This is a genomic window from Serratia liquefaciens (genome assembly GCF_027594825.1).
In the GTDB taxonomy this organism is placed as follows: Bacteria; Pseudomonadota; Gammaproteobacteria; order Enterobacterales; family Enterobacteriaceae; genus Serratia; species Serratia liquefaciens_A.
Genome location: NZ_CP088930.1, coordinates 2,647,782 through 2,670,708, shown reverse-complemented (window position 1 = coordinate 2,670,708; position 22,927 = coordinate 2,647,782). Strand labels below are relative to the sequence as shown.

The window sequence follows — 22,927 nt, the reverse complement described above, 5'->3', positions numbered from 1 at the left end:
CCGAACCCTGTGAGAAACATCATGCAAACCACCCAATCCGTTTTAATGGTGCGGCCATTCGGCTTCGCCGCCAATCAAGAAACCCGGCACAGCAATTTCTTCCAAAAAACCACGGAAAATAATGAAAATCAGGCGATGGGGGCATTAATTGCCTTTAATGACTACGTCGATGCACTGACGCAAGCCGGTATCGACGTCACGGTGATTGACGATGCCGGCGGGCAAGAAACTCCGGATGCGCTATTTCCCAATAACTGGATTGCACTGCTGGCTGACGGCAGCCTGTTCACCTTCCCGATGGAAGCGAAGAACCGACGACGGGAGCGCCGTCAGGACATTATCACGCAGCTTGCCAATGCGTTTGTGGTTGAACGGCAAATTGATCTTTCCGCCCACGAACTGGCGGGGCACTTTCTGGAGGGCACCGGCTCGCTGATCCTGGATCATCCGCATAAGCTGGCCTATGCCTGTCTGTCGTCACGCAGCTCGCCGGAGGTGGGCCGCGAATTTGAACGGCACTCTGGCTATCAGATTGTCTGGTTTGAGGCTGCGGACCGCCATAATCGGCCCATCTATCACACCAACGTGATGCTGAGCGTCGGGGTGAAATATGCCATCGTTTGCCTTGAAAGCATTCGCAACGAAGCCCAAAAAGGCACGCTGATCGCCACGCTGCAACGCAGCGGGAAAACCATTGTTGACGTCAGTTTTGCCCAGATGGAAGCCTTTGCCTGCAACGTACTGGAGCTGCAGGCCAAAGACGGCCACCCGGTTTACGCTATGTCTACCCGGGCCTGGTCCCATTTCACTGCGCAGCAACAGGCTCTGATCGGCGACTATGCCCGCCTGGCGCTCGGGCCGATTGATATCATTGAAGATCTGGGCGGCGGCGGGGCGCGGTGCATGCTGGCGGAGATTTTCTTGCCACGGAAACTCGCCTCGGCCTGAACCCCGTCGGCCGCTCAGTTCAATCCCAATTGATTCAGCAGCATTTTGTTCAATTCGATGCTTTTGTGGACGTTCAGTTTGCGCATCGCCGAGCGCTTATGGGCGCTGATGGTCTTCTGGCTGCGCTGCAGCATGCCGGCGATGGTACAGGCGGACATACCGGAGCTCATCAGCTTCAGCACCTTTTTTTCGCAGCTGCTCAGGGCGGCAATACGGCACTGTCGGCATTTCCAGATGCCGCTGGCGTGCAGGGCGATCCAGGGTTGCTGGCAGAAACGCTCCAACGCCAGCTGCAGTTTGGCGCGGATGACGGCGTCATCATCGCGCCGATGAATGCTAAACAGCGCCGGGTGCTTGTGCTCGTAGTGGGCATCGCGGTCGTTGAGGATCAGCACGGTCATTTGCCGGTGGCGGGGTATCTGATAAGGGCTTTGATAGCAGTGAGCGCAGCCGCAACTGTCTTCCAGCGTGCGAAAGACGATTTCTATCGGCTCCATACTCTGCAAGCCGGCCGAGGCGCTGCGGCTGCTTGCATTCAGGTTATGAAGGTAATCTTCCACCAGCAGGCGCAGCCCGAGCTGATAAAATTTATCGCTACCCAACAAGGTGAACCGGATATTAAGCATAGTTACTCCTCAAAGCGCGCATCGTGCGGAAACAGTCGCTTGGCCTGGCGTTGCAGATCGGCGGCTCGCTGGGGCTGTTGCAGTAACCGGCTGACCGCCATCAAATTGATGTAAATATTGGCGTCCGGCCGTACGAGGATTTCGTTTTCTGCCCACTGCCGGTAGTTCAGCAACGTAGCGACATCGCGGGTTTGCGGGTATTGCAGCAGCTGCCGTAACTGGACGTCATAGTCGTAACGGACCTGCCAGGGCGTTGGCGTGACGACCTGGCTCATGGAGCCGAATTGCCGCAGGCCGCTTTTTTCCACCGCGGTAATGATCAGCGCGCTGTGCAGGCCGTTAAGCAGATACGGCACCAGCAATGCAGCGATGCCCGCGGTGGTCAGCCGCAGCGGGAGTTGCAAACGGGAGGGCAGCGGCAAACGGCGAGGAACGTCGCCAACGCGCAGGATAGCCAGCAGCAGCACCGCATGGGCGGCGGAGAGGTAAAGCGGGTATTCCACCATCATGTGCAGCAGGATCGGCAACGCTGCCAGCCAGGGCGCAGGTCGTAACGCCAGGGCGCGGGTACGCCGCAGCAAACGCCACAGCCCCCAGACGATCAGGGCGATACCGATCAGGCACAACAGGCCGCCTTCGATGCCCCACAGCAAGAGTTCGTTGTGTGGGTGGCTGATGGCAACGCTTTCCATGCCGCTGCTGTGAGTGGTGTAGAAATGATGCAGAAAATCGTGCTGAAAATGGCCGTAACCCCAGCCCAGCCAAGGGCGTTCGGCGATCATGCGCAGGGCCTCCTGCCAGTAAGCCAGCCGATAAAAAATCGGCTCCGCCACGGTGATTGCCCGCGTGGCGCCATTTAGCATCACCAGCAACAGTCCGGCGGTTACCCCGGCCATCAACAACAGCAGGGCGACGCCGGCGCGGCGGCGGTTAAGGCGGTACAACATCCACAGTTGGAGCGGTGACAGCAGCGCCGCCGCCAGCAGCCCGACGCGTGAGGCGATAACTATTAACAACAGCGGTGCCAGCAGCAGCATGGCGGCGGCCAGCCATTGCAGACTGCGCGACAAAGGGCGACGGGTGCTCAGCAGATACAGTGCCAGCGCCAGGCCGGTGGCCATAAAGCTGGCCATCAGGTTCCACTGTTGGAAGATGCCGTAAGGGCGGTTTTTCAGGGTGTTGTAGCCGATCCAGTTGCCCGGCTGCAGCAGGCTGTATTGCACCAGCCCCAGCAAGGCTTCGATGACCGTCGCTGCCAGCAGCAGCATCAACAGCCTGCGCCGCCGCAGGCGGTCGAGTGGAATTTGCAGCAGCGCAAAGTAGGCCAGAACGCCCAGCGCCAGCCCCATCAGGCGCGGCAGGGCCTCGCTCAGCCAGGGCTGCTGAGCCCACAACAGCGGCAAGAGCAAAATCAGGCTGCCTGACGCCAGCAGGTTAAAGAAGCCGGAGGTGACCAGCGGCGGACGGCTGAACAGCATCGCACCCATGATCAACAGGGCGATAAAGATCCCGCCAACCAGGTTCCACGGCAGATAGAATCCGCTGCCGCCGCGATTGGGCCAGTAAATGTGCATGGCGATCAGGCAATAAAATGCCGCCAGCCCGAATAACCAGGCCACTTTGGGTTTGGACATCATGACGTGTTCCTGCGGCGCCGACTTACTGATAAGCCAGTACGAAATTGGCTACCGAGCTGAATTCACCCTCGGTAATGGTTTTATTCTGTATCGCGCTGGGATGGCCCTGCACATAGGCGGTGAAATTCAGGATATTGGCGCCGTCCTGCAATGTCACCGCGCTGGTGGCCTGGTTCAAATCAATGTCCGCGCCCTTGCTGTCAAACAGGGCGATCGCGGCACCGTTGGCGCCGTTATTGATCGCCAGCTTGCCCGGCAGTTCGCTGTCCTCATTCCCGCTGAAGGTGACATTGACGGTTTTGAACACCGCCGTTTTGCAGTCGGTCAGCTTGATGTTGAACGGCACCGGGTTGCTATGGCCGTAGCGGTACAGGGTTTTGACGATCACCGTGTCCATTTCCACCACCTGATCGGCCGACTGCGGTTCGATATTGCAGGGGCGACTCACCACGGTGCCGTGGAACTGCAGCGGTGAGCCGACCAGCTCGGTGTCCGCCAGCGTCGGCAGTGCCGAAAAGAGTAGCGGCGTGCAACTGAGCATCGCTAAAGCGCGTAAACGCATCGTCTGTTTCTCCCTGAATTACTCGAAGGCCGCCACAATGGTGGCAGAGGCGTTGAATTCCCCTTCCGCGATTTCTTTACCGCCGTTGGCCAACGGCGCGGCAACCAGGTTCCAGCTACCGCCGTTACCGATATTCGGCACCGGGTAAAATTCATTCGGGATCACCAACTGGCCGTTATGTTTGATCTCGATACCGAGGTCGGTTTTATCGGTTTTAAATGCGTTATTGGTGAAGGGCGCCGGGGTGCCGGAGACCGCCAGTTTGATATTCAGCGTGCCGTCCTCGAAGCTGCCGCCTTCACATTGGAAGCGCACCGGGATGCTTTGCGGGTAGCTGGCACCGTTCAGGTTGCTGCCGCCGATTTCGCCGAACTCGACGTTGATCAGTTGGCCTTCGTTCACCACGCATTTATCCGGCACGTAGAGAATGGCGGACTGAATAAAGACCTGCGCCATCGGGTTGGGGCCGAAACCGGCGTCGGTTGATCCTAAACGGCCATACATCTCGATGATCTGCCGGTCGTTGATCTGTACGCCGTTGATGATTTTTTTGCGCACCCGGAAGGTGATTTTGCCTTTGGAACCACTGCCATAGTTATTGACCTGTAAATAAGGTGGTTTACAGGAGTGCTGGTTGAGCAGATTGGACTCGTTATAAAACGGCACGGTGATATAGGCATTTTTATTGCCGGCGATCCAAACCTCGGCTTTTAGGTCCAGAAAATCATTCAGTTTTAAATAGCCGTTACCGTAGTCGGAAGGCGGCAAAGCCGAATCCGATTTATAAAAATGCGGGCTGAGGGGAATGGGAGTGTCGCAATAGACCTTACCGGTATAAGTACCGCCCAGATTATAGGGAAACAATTTGGTGAAACCGACGGTATTTGTAATGTTGGTTTCATTCAGGTCGATATAAAACTGTTTTGCCCCGCCGTCCGGCGTCACGTAGCCGTTGGCCCAGACGGCCGGAGCCGTCAGCGCCAGTGCCAGCGGCAGGCAGGAGTTAAGGTAGGTTTTTTTCATCGCGTTTGTGAACCTCACAGGTAAATCACCTGAATGTGCGCCACGCCGGAAAAACCGGCCGCCATCACCGCTCGCTGCGTGGACTCCACGCTGGCGCTGAACCACAGCGTATTGCTGCCGGGCTGCAGAATGTAAGGCCGGCTCTGCTGGTTGAGCGACAGCGCATGGCCCTGCTGATCCTTCAAACGCAGGCCGATGCCCTGTACGCCGCCGTTCAGTTTCAGCAGATCGGGGTTGTTGATGTCGCTTTCGCCGAGAAACACCAGCGTGGCGGCCTGCTCACCCTGCAAGTAGAGCTGCCCGGCATCGCCGTTGCGCTGCCCGGCCGGGTTATCCGCCAAGGCTTTGGCCCCCAGCAGGCAGTTGCGGAACGAGAGGCGAAAACGCACCGGCGTACTCTGATCGCCGGCATTTTGGAAGTCGCGCGCGTTAACATCGCCCAAATCAATCGACTGATCCTGGCTGTCCGGCGTCAGGCTGCACGGGGAGCTGAGCAGGCCGCCATGAAAGCTGACGGTGCCGGTGGTGCCTTGGATCACGCCCAATGGCGTTGCCGCCGTCGCGCTGCCGCTAACCAGCAGCGCGGCGATCAGCAGGGGCCGCAGGCGGCCGCCGGTGAATTCAGCCATGCGGAATCTCCTTATTTTTTGGTCTCGGGCACGGCGTTGCACACGCTGCCGTTACAGGCGAAGCGCAGTTCCGGGTGACCGCCGTAGTCATTGATATAGGTAACGACAAAGCTGTTGAGGCCGTTGTCGCGCACTTTAACGGTTTCGCTCGATTTCGGTTTCAGCATCACCGGCTGGAAGTCGCCCAGCGCGCCGCCGCCCTGTTTCTGCGTTTGGCGGGTCATGCCGGTCAGGGTGATGTAAAACGGCGTAGGGTTTTCAACGGTGAAACCGCCGGTGCTTTTACGAAACACCAGCTTTTCCTGCCACACTTCGCCTTTCGGCGCGACGATGGCCTTTGGCCGGTAAAACAGTTTGATTTGGGTTTGCAGCGCCAACTGCATCACATTGGTTTTGCTGCTTTTCGGCGGAATTTCACGCAGGTTGAAATAGAACACCGATTCGCGATCTTGAGGTAAACGGTCGGCCTCCGGGGTCTTGGTGATGCGCACGACGCTGCGCTCGCTGGCCTCGACCCGTTGCAACGGCGGCAACACCACCAGCGGCGAGGTGATTTTCTGGTGCTGCTCGTTTTCCAGCCAGGACTGCGCCAGGAAAGGCAGCTCCTTGTTTTCGTTGACGATATTCAGGCTGATGGATTTCGCGTCGCTGAGGTAAACGGCGCGGGTACGATCCAGCGATATCGCTGCGTTGGCGGCCGGTACTGCAGCGGTCAAAGCCAGGCCCAGTGCGGCCATTTTTGCTAACGGAAAGTTGTTCATAATCATCAATTCTCTGCGTTACGGATTACAGTTTGGCGCACGGCAGCAGTAGCTGGTCCAGCGGCTTGGCGGCGCCCGGTATAACAATGCGGCACTGGCGTTGGCCTTCCCAGGCGACGTCCAGCTGCTCTTGCGGCTGTACGCCGGTCAGGTAGACCGAGCCGCCGTCGTTCACGACCGCCACCTCGCGGCCTTTTTCGCTCAGCACGGTGGCGCCGAACGGCGGTTCGCTGCCGTCGGCAAGTTTGATGGTGGCCAACAGCTTGCTGCCTTTCACCACATCAAAGTGGCGGTAACCGATGGCGCCCTCGGTCAGCGTGCCCTGCACCACCGCTCGGGTGGCCTCCACGTCGTCGGCCAGGGTATTGACGTCGATGCGGGTGTCGGTGTTGTAGTAGCTGGTGATGTCGGAGATCACCGCCAGGCCGAAGCGGTTGCTGTAGGCGCGGCCGTTGTTGATCGGCACCCCGGCGATGCCGTCGGTGTCCAACATCATCCGGCTGCCGCCGTTGCTGGAGTTCTGGTGGGCGGCTATGCCGTGTCGGGTGGCGGTAATGCCGCTGCGGAAGGTCCCGCCGATCGACGAATAGCTGTCCTGCTGGTAAGAGGCGCTGGCGTTGAGCGATCCGAACGAGGCGTTATGGCTGTAGTAGCCACGGGCCAGCGATTTGCCGGACTGGTTAAAGCCGCCGCTGACCTGCCAGGTGTTGTTCGGGTCGGTATAGTCGTTGTAAGACGCCATCTGCGTCACGTCGCTGTTGCTGGTTTGCAGTGAGTAACCCAGTCGACGGCGATCGCCAATCGGTATGCTGAAGTTCAGCATCACGCTGTCATCGGTGCGGCCGTGATAGGTGGTACGGTAGGCCGACAGCGAGGCGGTAACGTTGCTGACATTGCCGACGTTGAACAGTTTGCTGGCGGATAACCCGTAACGATCCTGCGCCCTGGCATCCCAATAGGTTTGGTGCGAATAGGTCAGGTAAGCGGTGATCGCCTTGGCGCTGTCTTCCGCCATAAAGGTTTTGCTGGCGGTAATGGTGTACAGCTCTTTTTGGCGGCCGTTGTAGCGTTCGTCGTAGTCGTTGTAACGCTCTTGCAAATACTGCGACATGTTCATGAACTTGCGCTGTGAGAAGCGGTAGCCGGCGAAGGTGATCTGGCTGTTGAGCTCATCGAAACGCTTGGCGTAGTTGACCTTGAACGACATGCCGCTGGCGGTGGGTTCATTGGGCAAACGGGCGATGGACTGCGTCACGTCCACCGACATGGCGCCGAACACGTTAAGATCGCGACCCAGGCCGAGCGCCCAGGCGTTGTAATCGCCGCCGAGCAGGGCTCCGCCGTACAGCGACCAGGCGCTGGTCAGCCCCCAGGAGAAGTCGCTGGCGGAAAACAGTGGTCCTTGCGTGCGGTGATCGTATGCCGAAGGTTTGCCCACCGCGACGTTGTAGCGGACATAGCCGGGACGCGTCAGATAAGGAATGGTGGCGGTGTCGACCTGGAAGGTGGAGACGCTGCCGTCTTGTTCTTCTACCTTCACGTCTAACCGGCCGCGTACCGAACTGTTGAGGTCCTGAATGGCGAACGGCCCGGCGGGAACGGTGGTTTCGTACAGCGTACGGCCTTCTTGCGAGACGGTGATCTTGGCGTTGCTTTTGGCGATGCCGCGCACTTCCGGCGCGTAACCCTGCAGGTTTGGCGGCAGCATGCGCTCGTCGCTGGCCAGATTCAGACCGGTAAAGCGGTAAGAATCAAAGACCCCCGAGTCGAGAAAGATTTCACCGAGCGTCAGCTTGGCAGCCTGCATTGGCAGCGCGCGGTAGGCGTAGATCTGGTTCCAGTCGAAGTTGTTGTCGCGCTCGCCGGCCTGCTGATTGTAATTGGCCTGATAATCGGCGCGCAGGCGCCAGGCACCCAGGTTGGCTCCCACCGTCCCGTAGCTGCTGAGGTTTTCGGCGGTATTGTTATTGTGGCTCTGCTTGCCGACCTGGCCGCTGATGCTGTAGTCCAGCAACAGTCCGGGAATGCCGTCGTCCCACTGCTCCGGCGGTGTCCAGTCCGGGTCGGAATATTTCATCCAGGCCTGCGGGATGGTGATGGCCAATACGCCGCCGCCGATGCGGTCGGAGATGGTCGCCCCTTTGATGCCGCTGATATCGGCGCAGCTGTTGTCGTGCCACAGCGTAATTTTTTTGAGGACGTCTTCTTTCAGCGCCATTTTCTCGACCAGATCCGGCGGCAGGCAGACGCGAGAGCGATCCTTTTTATCCGGCGACGGATAATATTGAATGCTGCGCTGCGGCAAGGTTTTCTGGTTGATTTTGATATCCAGCAGATAGGCGCCGGGCATGACGTAATCGGCGTCGGAAAAACGCGATAAATCCACTTTGCTGCGATCGCCAATATCCAATACGTCGGTATTGAATTCCGTGGCGGAAAAAGCCGAATGCACCCAGAGGAAAGATAGAATGACGGTAAGGGGTATTTTTTTCCGTGTCAGTAATGACGTCATAGAATAATCACTCATGGCAAATCCGCGCCCAATAGCAGGTCATCCTGTACGACCTGAATACGTAATACGTGATGTCATTCAGTGCCTGACGGCGGCACCCGCCTAACGAGGCGTTACTTACAGATAAGACAGGGTGAATTTCGCCAGTGAGCTGAATCCGCCGGCTCTGGCCCTGTCGGGATGAATGCGTAACTGAGCGCCAAAGCGCAGCGTGTTGTCGCCGGCGACAATCTGGTAATCCGCGGTGGTACTGCCCAGCGGTATCTGAACGCCGTTGGCGGTCAGTAATTCAATGGCCACGCCCTGCGCTTCGCCATAAACCCCCAAGAGATCGGGATCCCGGCTGTCGGCGATACCGTTGAAAGTGACGGTGGCCGCGCGGTAGATAAAGTCGGGTTTCACGATGCTGGCCAATTCGCAGTTAACCAGCTTGATCTCAAAGTTGCGGCGGCTGCCGATCAGCACCGGCTGCGTATCCAATGCCGCATCGGTCATCGAGATCAGCCCGAAATCAACGGTCTGGTCCAGGCTTTCGCTGGCTATCCCGCAAGGGGTTTCGACGATCTCTCCACCCAGGTTGAGTGTGCCGTGGCCCTGATTTTTCGCCGTCGCCTCTGCGCTGCAAAAGCTGAGCGCGATAAGCAGTACGCGCCAAATCCGGTTTGTCATGCTGGCGTCTCCCTGTAGCCGTTGGTCCCGTTACCCAATGTCCGTGCAGGTAAAACGGGGACACCTAAAGGGCGTCCCCGAGGGGGGGATTACAGGTAAGCCAGTGTGAAGTTTGCAACGCTGGTGAATTCGCCTGGGACCACGGCGCCAGAAGCGCTGCTGCCTTGCAGATAAGCGGCGAATTTCAGGGAGTTGTTACCTTCGGTCAGACCCTGACCATCGGTCGCGGTACCCAGTTCAACGTCTTTGGAGTGCAGGTTGTCATAGATGCGGATGCCAGCGCCGGTTGCGGTGCCGCTCAGTGCCAGCAGTTTGCTGTTGTCTGGATCCGGTGTACCGGTGAAGGTTACCTGGACGTTCTTCATGGTCGCAATGGAGCAATCTTTCAGTTCGATGCTGAATGGCTCAGAGCTGGATTTGCCTTCTTTAGCCAGCAGACGGCTGCTGATTTGGCCCATAGGGACAGTTTGGTCAACAGATTCCGGTGCTACGCTGCATGGCGCGTCAATAATTTCACCGGTAAAAGTGACTTTACCGCTGCCCTGGTTAGATGCGGCGTGAGCAACAGATGCAGAAGCGAAAGCAATCACGGTTGCCAGCATTAATTTATTCAGTTTCATTTCTCAAGTTCCTGTAGAGAGTATTTAAATAAAAAGAACAGCACATCTAAATCCCCCACAACAGCGGCAACGTCATGTCGCCGACGCCGTAGTTGGAGCCAGATCCTTTTGCTCTGGGCAATACGCCACCCTCCGTTATTCATGGGTGAATAACGAAATATTTTGGAAGTCGTACAAGCGAAATCCATAAAAGAAAAATAGGTATATCACCATAGCGTCTTGCTGGGATTATTCTTGCAAATAATAGGTGCGGTTGGAAATAGCTTTTATTAAGTTAAGTCAAATACAGAATATAAAACCAAAAGGAAAAAGAAATATATATAATTGAAAATCAATAGATCGTATACAAATATTATCCAGAATAAATGACTATATAAATAGCAATATGCGAGATATTAGATCGCCAGAATTAGTGTTCGCACTACAATTAGCAATATTGTTTTGATAATATCGCCCTCAGACAGCAGAAGATGAATTCTGCGCGTTAATCGCGGGTAAAAAGTTAACTCTTTGTTTTTATGGATGAACAGGTCGGTAATACGGGCCTGGGATGTGACATTCATTCATTGTGACTACGATAATTCCTTTTTGGATTTTAACAAAAACATAACAATACAGATGTGTGTCGGATTATTACCAATACCCGACTGTTATTGTGCGTTTCTGTTATTTAACTCGTTAGGATTAATCAGAAGCAGTCAGATAAAACAGGGCTTCGCGACATAATAATGACCTAAGTGATAATTAAGGGATGATAAACGGAATGATTACCATAATTAATGATTCAACTCGCCGTTCCGCCGTCGCTACGGCGGTGATGATAATGTCCTGTTTACTGCTGTCCGGTTGCGTAGGAAAAAATGGCACCGGTACGGTTGCCATGAAAAAAGTTTCACAGAGTAATCCTAAGGAAAACACTGATGAGCAACGGATCGCGCTTTGTCAGCAGCGGGTCAACTCACTTAAGAATATTAATCCGCAAAGCTATCAAAAACGGATTGCTTATTTTAACGGGCTGTTGTCCAACGCCTCGGGATATGCCGGCATTCGCAGTAATGTCGATGAAAGCACCCGTAAAGCCATAGATGCGCTTTATAAATATAAAACCGAGAAATTCTGCGCCGACGTTGAACATGAGCTGATGTCCGATCTGTCGAGCCGGGTGGAGAGCCTGTAACCATGAAAAAGTGCGCGGAAGGAGCCGCGGCTTTGCTGCTGTTGTTGGCATGTGGCGCTGCATCGGCGGCAGAGACTGCACCTGGCAAGGATGACGGCATTCCCGCATTGCTGAAATTTGCCCAGCAACAGCAGGCGGCGCCGGTGGTGGAAACTGCACCTGTAGCGCCTCCGCCGGTGACTGCCAAGCCCAAACCCGCCGCTGTTGCGCGCGGAGACAACGCCCGTCTGACCGCGCTGAATCAGGCCCTGCAACGGCAGGCCGAGACCATCCGCCAATTGGAACAGCAGCTGGCAGCTCAGGCTCAACCGGCGGCGCCAGCCATCAAGGCAACACCCAAGCCAGATCCTATTGATATCCGGCCGCTGGTGGCAGCGTTGAAAGGTGTTCGTCAGGCCATCACCACACCGCCAGACTTGATCGCCATGGCGACGGCTCTGGCCCGGCAACAACGGATCGCCACGCAGCAAGAGCTGCAGTTGCAGCAACTCAACCGTCAGCTAGCCGCGCAGCGACAACCGCCGGAGCTGGTCAGCGATGCGGATAAGCAGGCCTACGCCGCCGGGGTTTCGCTGGGGCGTGACATTATGCATTTACAGGAAGAGAACCGCCGTTTGGGAATTGAAGCCGATCGCCCGCGTCTGCTGGCGGGCATTGCCGATACGCTGGCGGGGCGGCAACGCCTGGATGATGCCGCTATCGACCGCGCGCTAAAGGCCGCAGACGCTGCCTTGCAGCAGACCCAACGGCAGCGGCAGCAGGCGATACGAGTGGAGGGTAAAACCTATCTCGCCGATTTCGCCAAACAACCCGGTGTGCAAAAAGATGCGCTCGGTTTCTATTACCGCGTGGACTATGCCGGTAGCGGGCAGATAAAAGCCAATGACAACGTCGATATCGTGGTACGCGAAAGCCTCCCCGATGGGCAAGTGATTAAGGATATGGACTTGGCCGGCACCACAATCTCTTTGCCGTTGGCGCAATACCCGCCGCTGTTTAGGGCCGCCATCGGCAAGCTGAATAAGCACGGGTCCATGACGCTGGTGGTCCCCCCCGCCTTGGCGTATGGCGATAAGGGAAGTCCGCCCGCGATCCCGCCGGGGGCCACCATGATTTACACCTTGCGCGTGGCCGACGTGCTGCCGCAGGACAGGAGCAGGCAAAAGTAACTCAAGGAGTACGCGATGGCCAAGGCGCCGATAACATATGAAATCAGGAAGTCACATATGCTAAACGTGTTACGAAAACTCTGTATGGAACGCGCGTCGGGAGCAGGGGAGCATCATCCTCCGGCACCGGAACACTGGCCTAAAACCAGGGAGCTGGCAGACAAGTGCGGTGAAAATATTTACACCACGCGCACGCTGTTATTAGCATTGGAAAAAGAGGGTAAAGTTCGTTGTACCCATCGCAGCATCAATAACTCGTTACGCTGGTATATTTGTGCATCACCCAAAAAAGTGTAATTCCTTTCCTGTTTCGTCATTTTGACTACCCTTCACAGCGGATCAATACAGGGCTGACGGTGCGAAAAGCGCCTCAGCCCGACTCCTTAATGACCAGCCATTGCTAGTGTAATTTTTGAAGCTTTATACTGGCTGCCTGGGGACAAATATTTTCATGAGGGATGCGAGTTTATAATGAAGGAAAGCAAAGACATACTGATATTAAATGATATTCATTATCAAATAGGTGATCAGGTTATTTTGGATTCTGTGTCTTTCGGACTGAATCAGGGGGAATTTAAACTGATTACCGGGCCGTCGGGCTGCGGTAAAAGCACCCTGCTAAAAATCATTTCTTCCCTGATCGACCCGACTCGTGGAGAAATTATCTTTGACGGTAAGGCCATAACCGATATACCGCCGGAAGAATATCGCCAGCAGGTGTCTTACTGTTTTCAAACCCCTTCGCTGTTTGGTGACGCGGTGTATGACAATATCGCGCTGCCTTACCAGATCAGAAAGCAAAAACCGGACAGGAAAAAAATGCAGGCCGATCTGGCGCGTTTTGGGCTGCCGGAAAATATGTTGGATAAAAGCGTAAACGAATTATCGGGCGGGGAGAAACAGCGAATTTCATTGATCCGTAACCTGCAATTTATGCCCAAAGTGTTGTTATTGGATGAGATCACCAGTGCGCTGGATGAAGATAACAAACGCAACGTTAACGACATTATTCATCAACTGGTGGCGCAGCATGGCGTAGCGGTGCTGTGGGTCACGCATGATAAAGACGAAATCAAGCATGCGGATGATGTGATTACCCTGAGTGCGCAGGGTGCACGGGCACAGGAGACGACCCATGAACCAGCATAATATCAGCAATGAATCCTTGGCTTTGTCGATGGTATTGGTGATTGTCGCCATTTTAATCAGCCACAAAGAAAAGCTGGCGCTGGAAAAAGACATTATCTGGAGCATTTGCCGGGCGGTGGTGCAGCTGATCATTGTCGGCTACGTGCTGAAATATATTTTTGATGTGAATAACGCCATTCTGACGGTGCTGATGGTGTTATTTATCTGTTTTAACGCTGCTTACAACGCGCAAAAACGCAGTAAATATATCGATCATGCTTTTGTGACGTCGTTTATTGCCATAACCACCGGCGCGGTATTAACGCTGGCGGTATTGGTGCTGACCGGCTCGATAGAATTTACCCCAATGCAGGTGATCCCGATTGCCGGCATGGTGGCCGGCAATGCGATGGTGGCAGTTGGCTTGTGCTACAACAACCTGGGACAGCGTTTCAAAAGCGATCAGCAGAAGATTCAGGAGATGCTGAGCCTGGGCGCCTCGCCGAAGTTTGCTTCGGCGGCGCTAATCCGCGACAGTATCCGTGCTTCGTTGATCCCTACGGTGGACTCTGCCAAAACCGTGGGGTTGGTCAGCCTGCCGGGCATGATGTCGGGTCTGATCTTCGCCGGTATCGATCCGGTCAAGGCGATTAAGTACCAGATTATGGTGACTTTCATGCTGTTGTCGACCGCCAGCCTGTCGACCATCATCGCCTGCTACCTGGCCTACCGGAAGTTCTACAACGAGCGCCACCAACTGGTGGTCAGCACGTTGAAATAATACAGAAAAAAAAGTAGGGCGCTGCACGCAGCGCCCGGTTAAATCAGGGGCAAGCATTACCCTTGCAGCAGAGCGATGCTCTGACGGATTTCACGTTCTATATCCGCTGGCGTCCAGCTGTCCAGCTGCGACGAGAACGGCTCGAAGGCGTAGAGACCGCGGTAACCGAGGCGCTCCAGATTCTGCACCTGCTGTTTGCTCTCCAGCCTATCCTTGTCACTTAGCATAATGCGCTCTTCATCGCTTAATGCACTTTTAGCCCGCGGATCTTCTACCCCGGAAAGGTGCACCAGCCCAATGCCGTCAATCTGAATTTGCGTATCAAATTCAGGCTGTGCCACGTCGCTTAAACAGTGGTGGAAGGTATCCAGCACGATTTTGTAAGGCGCGCCAGAATCCCGGATCAGGGACTGCGTCAGCAGCGACGAGCGCAGTGAACTGATACCGAACCCCAGCGGCTCCACATAGCCCTGCACACCGTATTGCTTGAACAGCGGAGCCAGCAGCTTAAGGGCCGCCAGCGTGTCAGTTTTTTTCTGCTCTTCGCTGCGGTTATCGCTCGCGCTGCAATGCGGGCACAGCACCAGTGCCTTGCTGTGGATTGCCTGAGCTTGTGACAACAGCGCCTTGGCGTTTTTCAGCAACGCGGCTTGATCGTCCAGCAGGTTAAACATGCCGAGCGCATTAATGGTGATGATTTCGATACCGTATTTTCCCGCCAACGCATTTAATTGATCGTTGCTCAGGTTATCTGTCACCTTGCCGCTCGGCATATCGTTGCGCAGCTCTACTTTGTTGAGCCCGCACTTTTTCACCAGGCTGAAAAACTGTTCCAAATCGAGATTTGGCGCGATCTTGCGGTTGATGCAAAAACGGTCTGGCGCAATGGTCATGATGCATTACTCCTGAATGAGTTGATAAAGCCTGATATTTGCCGACTTACAGCGGCGTGCGTTGTATTTCGGGTTGGGGTTGGCGATAGCGTTTTGCCATGACCACGTCCTCCATTTTTTCCAGCGATACTCCTCGTGTTTCAGGAATATAGCGGCCGATAAACCAGTAACTGAACAGGCAGCAGACGGCGAACACCCACATCGGGAAGGCTCCGTGGAAGCTGGAGAACAGGTAAGGGTTATCGTTGATCATCGGGAAGGTCTGGGACACGACAAAGTTGGCCAGCCACATGCAGCCGACGGCGATGCTCATGCCCTGGGCGCGCATGCGATTGGGGAAGATTTCTGACACCAGAACCCAGGCGCCCACGCCCCAGGAGAGCGCATAGAACACCATAAAGAACAGCATGCCAAACAGCGCGAAGTAGCCGGTGGCCTCGGTATAGAGCGCATAGGAGGTGATCAGCAGGCCGGCGACGACGCCCAGCGTACCCCAACGCATCAGCGGGATGCGGCCCATGCGATCCATCAATATGGCGCCGATGACGGAGCCGACCAGCTGCATCACGCCGATCCAGATGGTTTGGAACAGAGCCTCCTGCGCGTTTACGGTGACGGTTTTCAGCACCACCGGCGCGTAATACATCATCACGTTAACCCCGGTGACCTGCTGCAGCATGGCGATCATGCAGCCAACGAACAGAATGAAGCGGACCCGTTTATCGGCATAGCTGAGTTTTTTCTGGCTGGCTTGCTGATCCTGCCGTATCGAGTCTTTGATTTCCTGCAGCACTTTTTTCGCGTGTTCGGCATTGGACACTTTGGTCAGCATCGCCAGCGCCTGCTCGTCCCGGCCGACCATCACGCTCCAGCGCGGTGACTCTGGAATGATAAAGACCAAAATGCAAAACAGGATGCAGGGCAGCACACCGGAGGCGAACATCCAGCGCCAGCCCATCTCCACCAGCCAGGCTTCACTGGCGATGCTGGCGATTTTGAAGTTAACGTAGAAGATCACGATTTGGCCGAACACGATGGCGAATTGCTGCATGCTGAGCGCACGGCCGCGCATGTCTTTGGGGGAGACTTCCGACATGTACATCGGCGAAACGGTCGCGGCGATACCCACCGCCAAACCGCCGATAATGCGGTAAATCACAAACCAGGTGAAGGTCGGCGCCAGTGAAGAACCCACCGCCGAAATGGTGAACAGCACTGCCGCCAGCATCAGGGCCTTCTTACGGCCATATCGCCCGGCTAGCGGCCCGGCGGCAAAGGCACCGACCACGCAGCCGATCACCACGTTGGAAACGGCCCAGCCGGTTTCGGCGGGGCTGAGATTAAAATAGGTTTTCAGGGATTCGATCGCGCCGGAAATCACGGCGGTGTCGTAGCCGAACAGAATGCCGCCAAGTGCCGCAATGCCGCATATTCGCAGTATGTACCCGGTATTATGCTTACGCTGAGATGACATGTGTTGCTCCGATTTTTTTTCCTGGCTTCCACCCGCGCTGTTGGTTGTAGGGAAGAGGAGGCGGAAGGGGTTGGACCCTGCCTGTCATTAAGGCGGTGATAGTCGAGTTAATGCTTCGGTAAACAAGAACATTTATTTCATAATTAGTGAATAATGAAATATTGATTTTTAGATCCAGTTCAAAAAAAACCGCAAATGCCCCACAGGCGTTACCGCGCGATCCTTTAACGTCTGGCCGGGTCGCATTTCCCCACGGGCTGCCTATTTCTGTATAAAAGTCAGGGCTAATTCCCTGTCGTTGGCGTGTGAACACCGGGACCGCTTTTTTTCCCGCATGTAATGGCCTTGTACAGTGACGTGGCAAAACTGCGACCTTCCGCACTAAAAACAAATTTTCTAAAATAATTTATTTGAAACTTTTTTTTCAATGAAATAGAGTTTGCTTCATCCGGTCAGGATTTAGCCTGCTTGCGGGCAGTCTCCGGCAAGCGGTGTGATGAAAACGCTACGGCCGCAGGCGGTCAGGCGACAGCGGACTTAAAAGAGGGTGAGACATGAAAACCGTGGGTAACTTTATTGGCGGGCAGGTGTGCCTGAGCAGCAGCAATCAAACCGTCGACGTGCATAATCCGGCTTCCGGGCAGGTTGAACGCCGCGTGACGCAGAGCACTGCCGCCGAGGTGAAGCAGGCCATTGACGTGGCCCACCAGGCATTTGCCGACTGGTCGCGCACCACACCGCTGCGCCGTGCGCGCATCATGTTCAATTTTAAGGCGCTGCTGGAACAGCATCGCGACGAGCTGGCTGCGCTGATTGTCAGCGAGCACGGCAAGGTTTATTCCGATGCGCTGGGCGAACTGACCCGCGGTATCGAAGTGGTGGAATTTGCCTGCGGCATTCCGCATTTGATCAAGGGCGAGTATTCGGCGGACGTCGGCAGCGGCGTTGACAGCTTCTCGCTGATGCAGCCGTTAGGCGTGGTGGCCGGTATTACTCCCTTCAACTTCCCGGCGATGGTGCCGATGTGGATGTTCCCTATCGCGCTGGCCTGCGGCAATACCTTTGTGCTCAAACCCCCGGCGCTGGTGCCTTCGGCCTCGGTTCGCATGGCCGAACTGCTGAAAGAAGCCGGGCTGCCGGACGGCGTATTCAACGTGGTGCATTGCGCAAACGAAGAAGCCGCGCAGCTGTGCACCGATCCCCACATTCAGGCGGTGAGCTTTGTAGGCTCCTCTGCGGTGGCGGAACATATCTATACTACCGCCAGCGCCCACGGTAAGCGGGTGCAGGCCTTCGGCGCGGCGAAAAACCAGGCCATCATCATGCCGGACGCCGATCTGGACGCGACGGTCAATGCCCTGATGGGCGGCGCATTCGGCTCGGCCGGCGAGCGCTGCATGGCGTTGCCGGTGGCGGTGGTGGTCGGCGACGACACGGCCGATAAACTGATTGCCAGACTGAAGCCGCTGATCGCTCAGCTGCGCGTTGGCCCAGGGCTTAAACAGGGTGGCGAAGAAAACGAAATGGGGCCGCTGGTATCCTCGGCGCACCAGAAGAAAGTATTGGGTTATATCGATCTGGGCGTGGAGGAAGGCGCCACCCTGGTGGCCGATGGCCGTAACTATCAGGTGGCGGGTTACCCGGACGGCTATTACGTTGGCGGTACCCTGTTTGACCACGTTACGCCGGACATGCGTATCTATCGCGAAGAGATCTTTGGGCCGGTGCTGGGCATTGTCCGCGTGCCGGACTACCAGACCGCCATCGATACGGTGAATGGCCATGAATTTGGTAACGGCAGCGCTATCTTTACCAGCAACGGCCACTATGCGCGCCAGTTCGTGCAGGAAGTGCAGGCCGGCATGGTGGGGGTCAACGTCCCGGTGCCTGTCCCGATGGCGTTCCACAGCTTCGGTGGCTGGAAGCGCTCGGTGTTCGGTGCATTAAACGTTCACGGCACCGACGGCGTGCGTTTCTACACGCGGATGAAAACCGCCACCGCCCGCTGGCCAACCGGGCAGCAAACGGTGTCTGAATACAGTATGCCGACGCTGGGTTAGGGTATATACCTTTCATACTGAAAGCTGCATCTGTGTTGGCTGCGTGCATTCGGCCCAGTCATCCTGTAGGGGGCGAATAAATTCGCCCCGATTATCGCGGGCGCAGCATGCAGCGCCCCTACGATGATGCAACGCCAATTATTTGGGGTCCATTCATACTTAATTGGGAGAATCACCATGTCCTCATTGCTCGCCAAATGTCAGCAGCCAAATGCCGAGGGGCGCATCCAGCACGTCACCCCGGAGAATGCCGACTGGCGCTTTGTCGGGTTTGACGTCTATCGTCTCGAAGCCGGTCAGTCGCTGCAGTTGGAAAGTGGCGACAAAGAGCTGTGCCTGGTGCTGGTCGCCGGTATCGCTTCTGTCGCTACCCTGCGAGCGGAATACCCGAGCATCGGTAAACGGATGAGCCCGTTTGAGCGCACCCCGCCTTACGCGGTATATGTGCCGCATCACGATCGAATTGAAGTGCGCGCGGAAAGTGCGTTGGAGTTGGCGGTTTGCAGCGCGCCCAGCCACGGGCACCTGCCATCGCGGCTGATCACCCCGGCGGACGTGGGCGTAGAGCGGCGCGGCAAAGGGCGCAACCAGCGTCTGGTGCACAATATCTTGCCGGACAGCGCGCCGGCCGACAGCCTGTTGGTGGTGGAAGTGTACACGGATGAGGGCAATACCAGCTCGTACCCTAGCCACAAGCACGATCAAGAAGACTCGCCGGATGAAACCTATCTGGAAGAGACTTACTATCACCGGATCCAGCCGGAACAGGGATTTTGCATGCAACGGGTCTATACCGATGACAGGTCGCTGGACGAGTGCATGGCGGTGTATAACCGTGACGTGGTCAAGGTGCCACGTGGTTACCACCCGGTGGCAACGCTGGCCGGTTACGACAACTACTATCTCAACGTGATGGCCGGGCCGGTGCGCCTGTGGAAATTCACCTGGGAAAAAGACCACGCCTGGATTAATAGCGACGGTTACCCGGCGGCGAAATAATTCGCATCAGGCCCGGCTAGCCGGGCCTTGTTGATCCTGCCCGTATTACTCTTCTTTGGCGTTATTCAGCGCCAGCGAGACCGCCAGGGTTTGCGCCAGACACATAGAGGCGACCTGGGAGCGGAAACCGTCCACCTGCGCTTCGCGTACCACAAAACACACGTCGCTGAAGGCGGCCAGCGGGCTGACCTGGCTGTCGGTAATGGCGATCTGTTGTGCGCCACGTTTAGCGCCTAACTCCACCAGTTCCAACGCTTCCTGCGCATACGGCGAATAGCTGATGGCGATCACGACGTCATTGGGCTTCACCATGCTTAGCTGCTCGGTAAACATGCCGCCCAAACCGTCGATCAGAAAGGCTCGGCGCTCCAGGTGACGCAGGGCATAGGTGAGGTAAGAGGCGACGCTGAATGAACGACGCAGGCCGATCACGTAGATATTCTCGGCGTTGTTCAGCAGCTCAACCGCGCGATCCAACTGCTCGGGACTGGTTTGCATCGCCAGCTGTTGCAGGGCCTGAGCATTGACCATGGTGAAAACGTTAAGAATTTCCGCCGGCTTTTCCGGCGCAACGTTATCGTCGGTAGAGGTCTGGCGAAACAGGCGAGCGCGTTCGGTATAGTTGACCGTTTCTTCCATCAGGTGCTGACGAAAAACCTGTTTCATTTCGTTGAAACCGCTGAAGCCAAACGCGTTGGCGAAGCGGATCAGGGTAGACGGTGGGACGCTGGCCTGTGCGGCGATGGAGGCGACGGTATCGAAAGCGATGCTGTTACTGTTATCCAAAATGTAACGCGCCACCTGCTTCAAACGCTTGCTCAGCGTTTCATAGCGGTGGCGGATCTCGTCCTGTAACAGCGAAAGTTGAGTTGGGTTGTTCATCCATTCGGCTCGCAGTGTGGGCTAAGGCGTATTGGCCTGACGCCTGAATTATTGACAGCTCATTCTAACAGATGGAGCGGAAGTTTCATTTCACCAAAAAGCGATTTATTCGATTGCAAGTTGCGTTACTTCACAGAAAACAGGCAAAAAAATCCCCTTAAAGCGGCGAAAATCCGTTTAAGGGGAGGTTTTTTCGATTAAGACGAGTGAGAGGTTGGGCGGTATTGGCGCCAGAAGCCAATCAGCGTCAGGTATTTTTGTTTCACCTGTTCGATTAACCCGGCGTCATCCAGCTCGCCCTGCAACCAGCGGCGTGAAGGCTGGCCGAAGATGGTGCGGCCGACGGCGAAACCTTTCACCCAGCGGGCGTCCGCCGCCGCGGCAAAACCGGCCTTCAGCGTTTCTTCCGGTGAGTCCAGCCCCAGTATCAATACGCCGCGGCAGAATGGATCGTTCGCCTCTATCAAAGCCCCCACTCGCTGCCAATTTTCTGCGCTCAGCGGCGGCAGCTTCCACCAGTCCGGTTTGATGCCCAGCTTGTAAAAGTGCTGCAACATCTCCAGATAGTAGCTTTCGGCCTTGTCGGCATTGCTTTCCGGCAGGATCACCTCCAGCAACAGTTCGTGGCCGGACTTGCAGCAGCCGCGATACACGTCGCCAATCAGTTCATCCTGCTCACGGCGCAGTTCGGCGGCGTCATGCGGGTGGTAAAACACCAGGCACTTCACCACGTGCTCCTGCGGCCAGTCGATCAGCTGCGAGCCAATATTGCCGTGCTCCAGTCGTAGCGGGCGTGAGCTGGGCAGCTCGATCGGCCGGCCAATCCACCAGCCCTGCCCGGTGATGCTGTTCAGCGCCGCCTGCCCATAGGTGGTATCGGCCAGAATGCCGCTGTTGCCTTGCAACCCGGCAACCTCGGCGGCTTGTTGCGCCGCGGTCAGCAGCAGGGTTTTCAGTTTGGGAATGCGTTCCTCGCTGACATTGGCTTCTCGTGCCATGTCCGCCAACTGTTTGCGGTGGTCGAAAGCGAACACGCACAGCTCCGGCCACTGCTGTTTGCGGGTAGTGACCCGGTGCAGATGGTTAAGCCGCGCATCGCGATCCGGGCGTTTTACTTCCTGCTCGCGCTGCAGGTAGTCATCCAGTTCCTGTTTGGTCGGCATCGCCGGCGCACAACCGTGACGCGAAACCACCAGTGCGCCACAGGCATTGGCATAGCGACAGGCTTGATCCCAACCTTCATCGTTCAGGTAACCGCGCAGCAGGCCGGACATAAAGGCATCGCCGGCACCCAGTACGTTCAGTACCTCGACCCTTACGCCGGAGTGCAGTTTGACCTGCTGCCAGCTTGCCGGGATCTCCGTTTCAAATACCGAGCAGCCCTGGGCGCCGCGTTTGCAAACCAGCGTAGCCTGGGTCGCCTTGCGCACGTTTTTCAACGCGGTCAGGGTATCGGTGCTGCCGCCGGCAATATGAAACTCTTCTTCGGTGCCGACGATCAGATCAAAGTGATGCAGCACCTCTTGCAGTTCGCGGGTCACTTTTTCTGACTCGACGAAACGGGTTTCCCCGTCGCCCAGCGACGTCAGGCCCCACAACACCGGTCGGTAGTCGATGTCCAGCGCGGTGCGCAGACCGTGGCGGCGTGCGTATTCCAGCGCCTTCAAAACCGCCGCACGGGTATTCGGATGCGACAGGTGGGTACCGGTAATGGCCAATGCCCGTGACGATGCAATGTAGGCCTCGTCGATATCGTCCGGCGTCAACGCCATATCGGCGCAGTTTTCGCGGTAGAAAATCAGCGGGAAGGTTTCCTGATCTTTTATGCCGAGGATCACCAGGCCGGTCAGGCGCTGGGGGTCGGTAATCAGGCTTTGGGTGTCGGCACCGACGCGTTGCAGTTCTTCGCGCAGGAAACGGCCCATATGTTCGTCGCCGACGCGGGCCAGCATGCCGGACTTCAGACCCTGAATGGCCGTGCCGTAAGCCACATTGCCGGAAGAGCCGCCGAGATATTTTGAGAATGTGCTGGCATCTTCCAGGCGCGCGCCGATTTGCTGTGCATAGAAATCGACGGCGATACGCCCGAGACAAATGACATCAAGCTGTTTTTCTTGTGTAGCCATACCCGTTTCCTTCTGTATTAAGCGAAACCCCGACTGCGAAGCATTTTTGGAGTATGAGGAATAAAAATTTCAATTTCAAGATTGAATGAAATTTACACCCCAAAAATGTGATGCATTTAAAACCCCGTTGTTACGGCGGTTAAGGGCATCGAAAACCCCGCCCGCACTGAGATGAAAATGCCGAAGGTCGGTAAGCGTCGCCCTGATGTCACAGGCTGATGGTGCCAAGGGTTGCGGCGAGTTCAGGCGGT

At 56.2% G+C, this 22,927-nt stretch carries 21 protein-coding genes; 8 read left to right on the top strand and 13 right to left on the bottom strand.

Annotated elements, in window-relative coordinates; all coding sequences use genetic code 11:
- Window positions 1–21 precede the first annotated feature (21 nt).
- On the top strand, window positions 22–948 hold the full coding sequence (gene ctlX, locus LQ945_RS12205; protein WP_270102947.1) for a citrulline utilization hydrolase CtlX: 927 nt from the start codon (window positions 22–24) through the stop codon (window positions 946–948).
- A 14-nt stretch (window positions 949–962) separates the two neighbouring features.
- Here the strand turns inward: ctlX and LQ945_RS12200 are convergent, their stop codons facing one another.
- From LQ945_RS12200 to LQ945_RS12160, 9 genes are all read right to left on the bottom strand, one after another.
- On the bottom strand, window positions 963–1,574 hold the full coding sequence (locus LQ945_RS12200; protein WP_270102946.1) for a helix-turn-helix transcriptional regulator: 612 nt from the start codon (window positions 1,572–1,574) through the stop codon (window positions 963–965).
- Between the two features lie 2 nt (window positions 1,575–1,576).
- Window positions 1,577–3,211 carry a PglL family O-oligosaccharyltransferase gene (locus LQ945_RS12195; RefSeq protein ID WP_270102945.1) on the bottom strand — a complete coding sequence of 545 codons (1,635 nt, stop codon included), beginning with the start codon at window positions 3,209–3,211 and terminating at the stop codon, window positions 1,577–1,579.
- A gap of 22 nt (window positions 3,212–3,233) precedes the next feature.
- On the bottom strand, window positions 3,234–3,773 hold the full coding sequence (locus LQ945_RS12190; RefSeq protein WP_020837420.1) for a fimbrial protein: 540 nt from the start codon (window positions 3,771–3,773) through the stop codon (window positions 3,234–3,236).
- 18 nt (window positions 3,774–3,791) lie between these two features.
- Window positions 3,792–4,796: a fimbrial protein gene (locus tag LQ945_RS12185; RefSeq protein WP_044554828.1), complete on the bottom strand. Its 1,005-nt coding sequence runs from the start codon at window positions 4,794–4,796 to the stop codon at window positions 3,792–3,794.
- A 14-nt stretch (window positions 4,797–4,810) separates the two neighbouring features.
- On the bottom strand, window positions 4,811–5,425 hold the full coding sequence (locus LQ945_RS12180; RefSeq protein ID WP_044554827.1) for a fimbrial protein: 615 nt from the start codon (window positions 5,423–5,425) through the stop codon (window positions 4,811–4,813).
- Window positions 5,426–5,436: 11 nt separating this feature from the next.
- Window positions 5,437–6,192, bottom strand: coding sequence for a molecular chaperone (locus LQ945_RS12175; RefSeq protein WP_081835901.1), 756 nt, complete (start codon window positions 6,190–6,192; stop codon window positions 5,437–5,439).
- A gap of 19 nt (window positions 6,193–6,211) precedes the next feature.
- Window positions 6,212–8,713: a fimbria/pilus outer membrane usher protein gene (locus tag LQ945_RS12170; RefSeq protein ID WP_044554826.1), complete on the bottom strand. Its 2,502-nt coding sequence runs from the start codon at window positions 8,711–8,713 to the stop codon at window positions 6,212–6,214.
- A 102-nt stretch (window positions 8,714–8,815) separates the two neighbouring features.
- Window positions 8,816–9,367 (bottom strand): fimbrial protein, encoded by a 552-nt coding sequence (locus tag LQ945_RS12165; protein WP_262241780.1) that lies wholly within the window; start codon window positions 9,365–9,367, stop codon window positions 8,816–8,818.
- Between the two features lie 89 nt (window positions 9,368–9,456).
- Window positions 9,457–9,987 carry a fimbrial protein gene (locus LQ945_RS12160; RefSeq protein WP_020837413.1) on the bottom strand — a complete coding sequence of 177 codons (531 nt, stop codon included), beginning with the start codon at window positions 9,985–9,987 and terminating at the stop codon, window positions 9,457–9,459.
- Window positions 9,988–10,750: 763 nt separating this feature from the next.
- On the opposite strand from LQ945_RS12160, the gene LQ945_RS12155 reads away from it, so the two are divergent.
- The 5 genes from LQ945_RS12155 (at window position 10,751) to fetB (ending at window position 14,242) form a co-directional block, all read left to right on the top strand.
- On the top strand, window positions 10,751–11,164 hold the full coding sequence (locus tag LQ945_RS12155; protein WP_044554824.1) for a hypothetical protein: 414 nt from the start codon (window positions 10,751–10,753) through the stop codon (window positions 11,162–11,164).
- Window positions 11,165–11,166: 2 nt separating this feature from the next.
- Window positions 11,167–12,333 (top strand): FKBP-type peptidyl-prolyl cis-trans isomerase N-terminal domain-containing protein, encoded by a 1,167-nt coding sequence (locus LQ945_RS12150; protein ID WP_270102944.1) that lies wholly within the window; start codon window positions 11,167–11,169, stop codon window positions 12,331–12,333.
- Between the two features lie 15 nt (window positions 12,334–12,348).
- Window positions 12,349–12,630, top strand: a complete 282-nt coding sequence (locus LQ945_RS12145) for a FaeA/PapI family transcriptional regulator (protein WP_044554822.1) — start codon at window positions 12,349–12,351, stop codon at window positions 12,628–12,630.
- Between the two features lie 174 nt (window positions 12,631–12,804).
- The gene (gene fetA / locus LQ945_RS12140; protein WP_044554821.1) at window positions 12,805–13,482 is read left to right on the top strand and encodes an iron efflux ABC transporter ATP-binding subunit FetA; all 678 of its coding nucleotides are present in this window, start codon (window positions 12,805–12,807) and stop codon (window positions 13,480–13,482) included.
- Window positions 13,469–14,242, top strand: coding sequence for an iron efflux ABC transporter permease subunit FetB (fetB, locus tag LQ945_RS12135; RefSeq protein WP_044554820.1), 774 nt, complete (start codon window positions 13,469–13,471; stop codon window positions 14,240–14,242). The genes fetA and fetB overlap by 14 nt, the downstream gene beginning before the upstream one ends.
- 56 nt (window positions 14,243–14,298) lie before the next feature.
- Here the strand turns inward: fetB and LQ945_RS12130 are convergent, their stop codons facing one another.
- A complete protein-coding gene (locus LQ945_RS12130; protein ID WP_044554819.1) occupies window positions 14,299–15,135 on the bottom strand; it encodes a TIM barrel protein in 837 nt (278 codons plus the stop codon).
- A gap of 46 nt (window positions 15,136–15,181) precedes the next feature.
- On the bottom strand, window positions 15,182–16,609 hold the full coding sequence (locus LQ945_RS12125; RefSeq protein ID WP_044554818.1) for a sugar porter family MFS transporter: 1,428 nt from the start codon (window positions 16,607–16,609) through the stop codon (window positions 15,182–15,184).
- Between the two features lie 554 nt (window positions 16,610–17,163).
- Between LQ945_RS12125 and LQ945_RS12120 the strand changes: the two genes are divergently transcribed.
- Both LQ945_RS12120 and iolB read left to right on the top strand, forming a co-directional pair.
- Window positions 17,164–18,669, top strand: a complete 1,506-nt coding sequence (locus LQ945_RS12120) for a CoA-acylating methylmalonate-semialdehyde dehydrogenase (RefSeq protein ID WP_044554817.1) — start codon at window positions 17,164–17,166, stop codon at window positions 18,667–18,669.
- A gap of 177 nt (window positions 18,670–18,846) precedes the next feature.
- Entirely contained in the window at window positions 18,847–19,668 is an 822-nt protein-coding gene (gene iolB / locus LQ945_RS12115; protein ID WP_044554816.1) for a 5-deoxy-glucuronate isomerase, read from the top strand.
- A gap of 45 nt (window positions 19,669–19,713) precedes the next feature.
- On the opposite strand, the gene LQ945_RS12110 is transcribed toward iolB, so the two are convergent.
- Window positions 19,714–20,550 (bottom strand): MurR/RpiR family transcriptional regulator, encoded by an 837-nt coding sequence (locus LQ945_RS12110; RefSeq protein ID WP_020837400.1) that lies wholly within the window; start codon window positions 20,548–20,550, stop codon window positions 19,714–19,716.
- Window positions 20,551–20,747: 197 nt separating this feature from the next.
- The gene (locus LQ945_RS12105; protein ID WP_044554815.1) at window positions 20,748–22,676 is read right to left on the bottom strand and encodes a bifunctional 5-dehydro-2-deoxygluconokinase/5-dehydro-2-deoxyphosphogluconate aldolase; all 1,929 of its coding nucleotides are present in this window, start codon (window positions 22,674–22,676) and stop codon (window positions 20,748–20,750) included.
- Window positions 22,677–22,927: the final 251 nt, after the last annotated feature.